The following is a 5,575-nucleotide window of genomic DNA, read 5'->3' as shown; positions in this document are numbered from 1 at the left end:
GCGGTGAAGCGGTCGTACTGGGCGTCGAGCTCGGCATGAATGTCCCGCTCGTCGATACGCCCGCGCCGCACCGGCAGCGCAAGGGCGGCGAGCCCGGGCAGCTTGCCTTCCGGCGCCAGGCTGGACGAACCGGCCGCCGCGATCTGATCGGTGAGGGTCAGGTGCAATCCGATGGCTGCCCTTCTGCGAAAAGGCCTTATGCGCGCCGCCGCCTCTTCCCATTCGGGAAAGCCGGTCATGCAACTGGTTCCGGTCAGACGGCCGCGCGCGATGAGGTCGAGGATCGCGCCCGATACCCCCGGCGCAAGGCCGTAATCGTCGGCGATCAGGCGGATCGACCTGGTCATTTGTCGGGGGCAGCCTGCTGGACGGCATCGCCGTGCAGGACGTCGCGCACGATGTAGACGGGCCGGTCCTTGCTTTCGCTGAGCGTGACCCAGACATATTCGCCGATCAGGCCGAGCAGCGCCAGGTTGAGGCCGCCCAAAAGCACGACGGCGACCATGATGCTGGGGTAGCCAGGCACGGCGATGCCGTAGAACAGCACCTCGAAGAGCACCTTCACGCCATAGGCGAGACCGGCCAACGCCGCCAGCAATCCGATGAGGCTGATGACGCGCAGCGGGATCACGGAAAACGAGGTGAACCCTTCAAGCGAGAACGCGATCAGGTTGAACCTTGTCCATTTCGACGTGCCGCCGGCGCGGTTTTCCGGCGAATAAAGCACCGCCTTCTGGCGAAAGCCCGCCCAGGCGAACAGGCCCTTGTTGAAACGCCGCTTGTCGCGCACGCTGGTCAAGGCGCGCGCCACCGCGCCGCGCATGACGCGGAAGTCTCCGGCATTTTCCGGGATATCGAAACGCTGGCTGCTGTTGATCAGTTTGTAGAACAGCCGCGCCAGCTGGCTGCGCCGCCAGCTCCCCTCGCGCCGGTCATTCTGAGCATAGACCACGTCGATCTCAGGATTCTCGACCAGCTCGCCGATCATCTTCAGGCTGATGTCCATGGAGTGCTGGAGGTCGGAGTCCATGATCAGGACCATGTCGCCGCGGGAATGATCGAGACCGGCGAGCACCGCCGCTTCCTTGCCGAAATTGCGGCTGAGCCGCACGATCTCCCAAGAGCCCGACAATGCCGCGGCGAACGTCTCGGCGCTGCCGTCGCGGCTGCCGTCGTCGACGAGTATCTTGCGGACCGTCATGCCGAAGCGCTCCGCCACGGCCACTTCCAGCCTGTCGAGCAGCCCGACAAACGCGATGGCGGATTCGGCCTCGTTGAAGAACGGCGCGATGATGTCGAGCATCTCAGCCATGCGCGACGGCTCCGGCGGCTGGTGCCTTCCGTCTGTCTTGCGTCCAGAACCAGCCGATGAGCACGCAGGCGATCATGCTGATGCTGATCGGCCGGAACCACAGGTGGAAAAGATCGTGCAGTCGCATATCGACGCTGGTCAGTCCGGTGACGAAGAGGAGCGTTGCCAAGAACCAGCACACGGTCCCGCCTCCCTTCTCCCGCCAAAGCAAGGCGATGGCGAGACCGGCAGGCACCGCCGCCATGGCATAGGTGTTCTGCTCGACCCGCGGATTGAAGACGCACATGTAGAATGCCGCGGCGAGGAAGATGGCGAGTCCGCTGACGTTGGGTTCCAGCCTGCGGTCGTACCGGAGTACCAGCCAAAGTGTGGCCAAGCCGGCGACGACGCGCACGATCGTCGCCACGGATTCAGGGATCGGCATCCCAAGCCGCGTGAAAGGCGCCGTGAAGTCGGCCGGGACGAAGGGGCCGGTTGGATCGACCGTCATCGAAGTCAGCAGCCGGAAGAAATCGTGATATTGCGCGGTGATGTAGTCGGTCGACGCAAAGCCATAGGGGATGGCGAGCACGACGAGCACGGCCAGCGCCAGCACCGGTATCAGCTTGGGACGCAGCGCTCCCGCCAGAAGCAGCATGATGATCGCGGTCGGTTTGGCGATGATCGCGAGCGATGCCCAGAAGAAGGTCTCAGCCCGGCGTCCCTCGAGTGTCGACAATGTGAGAAACCAGCACGCCCCGGTGAGCAGGATCGTCGCCTGGCCGTTGCGAAGCGCCGCCAGCGACACCGGCAAGGCAAGGAAGAGACCGAAAGACAACAGCCATGTCTGCTCCTCGCCGCCAAGCTTGCGCACCTGGCGCATCGCGGCAAAGGTGAGGACGCCGAAGCCCAGCATGTGCCACAAGATATTGCCCAGATATGGCCCGAGCTTCAGCAATGGAACGTAGAGGACGGCGAAGCCGGGAGCGTATAGATACCCCATGGCGACGTCGACCTGATACAGCGGCTGGCTGCTCAGAAACGCTTCGCTGCCATGTCTATAGATATGGACCACCGAACGCGTGGTGGGCGACCATAGCACCAGGCCAAGCACAATCAGAAACGACCCGATCCACAGCCAAAACCCCAAACGGTCGAAGACCGGCCTGGTTACCGTCATAGCGCACCCCGCATTCCGACCAGGACGGCTTTCCCATCGCCGCTTGGCTTCAAGCGCCGGCCAAATATCACATCGAAATGAAATAGAACATCCGAGCGTGACTGTTACCGACGCGGGGCAACGGAAGGCGAAACAGCGGCGTTTTTCCGCCGCTCTCTTGTCGATCACGGTTTTGTGTTCAAATCGGCGCCCGGCTGCCTACGGCCTGATGAACACCTTTCCGTTGGGCTTTGCGAGCTCGGCCGGCAGCCGCGCCATCGCCTCGTCCAGCGGCACGACCGCCGTGACGTCGGTCGACCAGCGTCCGTCGGAAAAGCGCTTCTGCGCCTCCAGCACCGCCGGGCCCAGCCTGTCGCGGAACTGGCGCATCCATTCGGCCAGCCAGAAGCCCTCGACGCGCTTGTGCTGGAAGATCAGTTGGCCGGGCTCGCGGATCACCGTCGGCTCGGCGTCGAGCCGGCCATAGACGATCCAGCGCGCGCGTTTTGGCATGGCGGCGAAGATGGCGGAAGCCAGCGGGCCGGTGACGGCGTCGAGGAAAATGCGCGGCTGCTCGGCCTTCATCGCCTCGCGCAACGCCGCCTCGAAATCCGCCGCCTTCTCGTTGAGCACATGGGCGGCGCCGAGTTCCTTCAGCAGTGGGATCTGCTCGTCGCGGCGCACCGTGACGATCGGCCGGAAACCGTCCTCCTTCGCCAGCCCGATGATCAGCTTGCAGAGCTGGCTGGCGCCGGCGGTCATGATGAAGGCCTTTTCGCCTTCCTCTCTGACGATGTCGAACATGGCCAAGGCGGTCAGCGGATTGACGATCATCGCAGCAGCATCCTCGTCGCGCACCGTGTCGATGAGCGGGATGCAGGACGCGGCCTCGGCGACGGCGTAATCCGCCCATGCGCCCCAGTTCGACACGCCGGTGGCGAAGGCGACGCGCTTGCCCGCAAGGCTTTTTGCATACGGGTCGTCGCCCGTGGCGACGACAATGCCGACGCCCTCGAAACCGGCCGGCCGGCCCTTGACCCGCGGCTGGCCGTACTGGCCCTTGATGAAGGCGATGTCGGACGGGTTGATCGAGGCGAGGCTGACCTTGATCAGCGCTTGTGTCGGCCCAGGCGCCGGCACGGCGATGCTGCCGGGCTGGAGATAAGGCTCCATCGCTTCCAGCGCGGCCGCCGAAGGCGTCCTGGTGTAACCGTCGCCGACAAGCAGCAGACCCTGCATTTGCGATGGAAGCGCCATGGCCGTCAGACCTTTTCCTGCGTGTATTTCTTCAGTTCCGTGCGCGCCACCTGGCGCCGGTGCACGGCGTCCGGCCCGTCGGCCAGCCGCAATGTCCTCAAATGCGTCCAGGAGCGGGCGAGCGGCGTGTCCTGGCTGATGCCTTGCGCGCCGAACATCTGCACCGCCTCGTCTGTGACCTTCAGCGCGACGCGGGGCGCCACCACCTTGATCTGGCTGATCCAGGGCGCGGCGGCGCGGGCATCGCCCTGGTCGATCATCCAAGCCGCCTTGAGGCACAAGAGCCGCGCCATTTCGATCTCCATGCGGCATTCGGCGATGATGTCGAAATTGGCGCCGAGCTTTGCCAGCGGCTGGCCGAAGGCCTCGCGCCGCACCGAACGCTGACACAGCATCTCCAGCGCCATCTCCGCCTGGCCGATGGCGCGCATGCAGTGATGGATGCGGCCCGGCCCGAGCCGCCCCTGCGCGATCTCGAACCCCCTGCCCTCGCCGAGGATCAGGTTTGCCGCCGGCACCCGGACGTTGTCGAATCTCAGATGCATATGTCCATGCGGGGCATCGTCGTCGCCATAGACCTGCATGGGCCGCAGCTTGGTGATGCCCTTGCTGTCGGAAGGCACCAGGATCATCGAATGCCGGCGGTGCTGCGGCTCCCCGTCCGATCCCGTCCTGACCATGACGATATAGATGGCGCAGCGCGGATCGCCCGCTCCGGAAGCCCACCATTTCTCGCCGTTCAGCACATAGTCGTCGCCCTGCCGCTCGCAGCGCATCGAAATGTTGGTGGCGTCCGAAGACGCCACGTCCGGCTCGGTCATCAGATAGGCCGAACGGATTGTCCCCTCGAGCAGCGGCTCCAGCCAATCGCGCTTGTGCGCTTGCGAGCCGTAGCGTTCCAGCACCTCCATGTTGCCGGTGTCGGGCGCCGAGCAGTTGAAGGTCTCGGCGCCGAGATGCGCCTTGCCCATCTCCTCCGCCAGATAGGCGTATTCGACGGTGGAAAGGCCGTAGCCGCGCTCGGAATCGGTGAGCCAGAAGTTCCACAGGCCGCGCTCGCGCGCCGTCTTCTTCAAGCTCTCCAGGATTTCCGTCTGCCTGGCCGTATAGGCCCAGCGGTCGCCCCCCTTGCCGACTTCGGCGAGGAACGCTTCGCCGAGCGGCGCGATCTCGTCGCGCACCATCGCCGCCACACGCTGGTGGATAGGCTTCAGCCGCTCGGTCATTCCGAGATTCATGTCCGCCATCGCTTACGCCTTTCCGAAGATAAATCTTTACCCGTGGCAAGGATGACCGTACTTCGGCTAGCCTTGTCAACGCGAGTCCTTGGGGCGAGTCCTTGGGGCGAGTCCTTGGGGCGAATCCCTGGGGCGAGTCCTTGGGCAAGTCCCCGGCCGGGCAGGATGCGGAGAAACACGATGAGCTATCTGGACAAGCTGTTCTCGGTCGCCGGTAAGACCGCGCTGGTGACGGGTGCTGCGACCGGCATCGGCCGCATGGTGGCGACCGGGCTGGTGCGCGCCGGCGCTCATGTGATGATCGCCTCGCGCAAGGGCGAGGATTGCGTGAAAGTCGCCAACGAATTGAACGCGCTTGGCGGCTCCGGCCATGCCGAGGGCTTTGCCGGCGACGTGTCAAGCGAAGCGGGCATCGCCGCGCTCGTCGCCGAGGTCAAGGCGCGCGCGGAGCGCCTGCATATCCTGGTCAACAATGCCGGCATTTCCTGGGGCGCGCCGCTGCAGGATTTCCCTTACCACGCCTGGGCCAAGGTGTTCGGCGTCAACGTCACCGCCGTCTTCCACCTGACCCGGGAGCTTTTGCCGCTGCTCGACGCCGCGGCGAGCAACGAGGACCCGGCCCGCGTGATC

Annotated in this window: 6 protein-coding genes; 1 reads left to right on the top strand and 5 read right to left on the bottom strand. The window is 64.9% G+C overall.

The genetic code is table 11. The features are described from left to right. The 5 genes from EOD07_RS20350 to EOD07_RS20330 all read right to left on the bottom strand — a co-directional run. Positions 1-347 (bottom strand): ChbG/HpnK family deacetylase (locus EOD07_RS20350; protein WP_127236744.1); only part of this gene is annotated, 347 nt, incomplete at its 3' end. Beyond that, complete coding sequence (locus EOD07_RS20345) at positions 344-1,312, bottom strand: glycosyltransferase family 2 protein (protein ID WP_127236743.1); 969 nt, start codon at positions 1,310-1,312, stop codon at positions 344-346. The genes EOD07_RS20350 and EOD07_RS20345, both read right to left, overlap by 4 nt. Next, the gene (locus tag EOD07_RS20340) at positions 1,305-2,471 is read right to left on the bottom strand and encodes a glycosyltransferase family 87 protein (protein ID WP_127236742.1); all 1,167 of its coding nucleotides are present in this window, start codon (positions 2,469-2,471) and stop codon (positions 1,305-1,307) included. The genes EOD07_RS20345 and EOD07_RS20340 overlap by 8 nt, the downstream gene beginning before the upstream one ends. 198 nt (positions 2,472-2,669) lie before the next feature. After that, positions 2,670-3,707, bottom strand: coding sequence for a zinc-binding dehydrogenase (locus tag EOD07_RS20335; RefSeq protein WP_127236741.1), 1,038 nt, complete (start codon positions 3,705-3,707; stop codon positions 2,670-2,672). A gap of 5 nt (positions 3,708-3,712) precedes the next feature. After that, positions 3,713-4,954, bottom strand: coding sequence for an acyl-CoA dehydrogenase family protein (locus tag EOD07_RS20330; protein ID WP_127236740.1), 1,242 nt, complete (start codon positions 4,952-4,954; stop codon positions 3,713-3,715). A 171-nt stretch (positions 4,955-5,125) separates the two neighbouring features. Between EOD07_RS20330 and EOD07_RS20325 the strand changes: the two genes are divergently transcribed. Then, on the top strand, positions 5,126-5,575 hold a 450-nt coding region (locus tag EOD07_RS20325), incomplete at its 3' end, for an SDR family NAD(P)-dependent oxidoreductase (protein WP_127236739.1).

The organism is Mesorhizobium sp. M2C.T.Ca.TU.002.02.1.1 (genome assembly GCF_003997225.1).
This window is presented reverse-complemented; position numbering and strand designations above follow the sequence as displayed.

Bases quoted from the DNA above. Each gene is read 5' to 3' on its own strand.
- EOD07_RS20345 (WP_127236743.1), bottom strand. From the start codon at position 1,312: ATGGCTGAGATGCTCGACATCATCGCGCCGTTCTTCAACGAGGCCGAA.
- EOD07_RS20340 (WP_127236742.1), bottom strand. From the start codon at position 2,471: ATGACGGTAACCAGGCCGGTCTTCGACCGTTTGGGGTTTTGGCTGTGG.
- EOD07_RS20335 (WP_127236741.1), bottom strand. From the start codon at position 3,707: ATGGCGCTTCCATCGCAAATGCAGGGTCTGCTGCTTGTCGGCGACGGT.
- EOD07_RS20330 (WP_127236740.1), bottom strand. From the start codon at position 4,954: ATGGCGGACATGAATCTCGGAATGACCGAGCGGCTGAAGCCTATCCAC.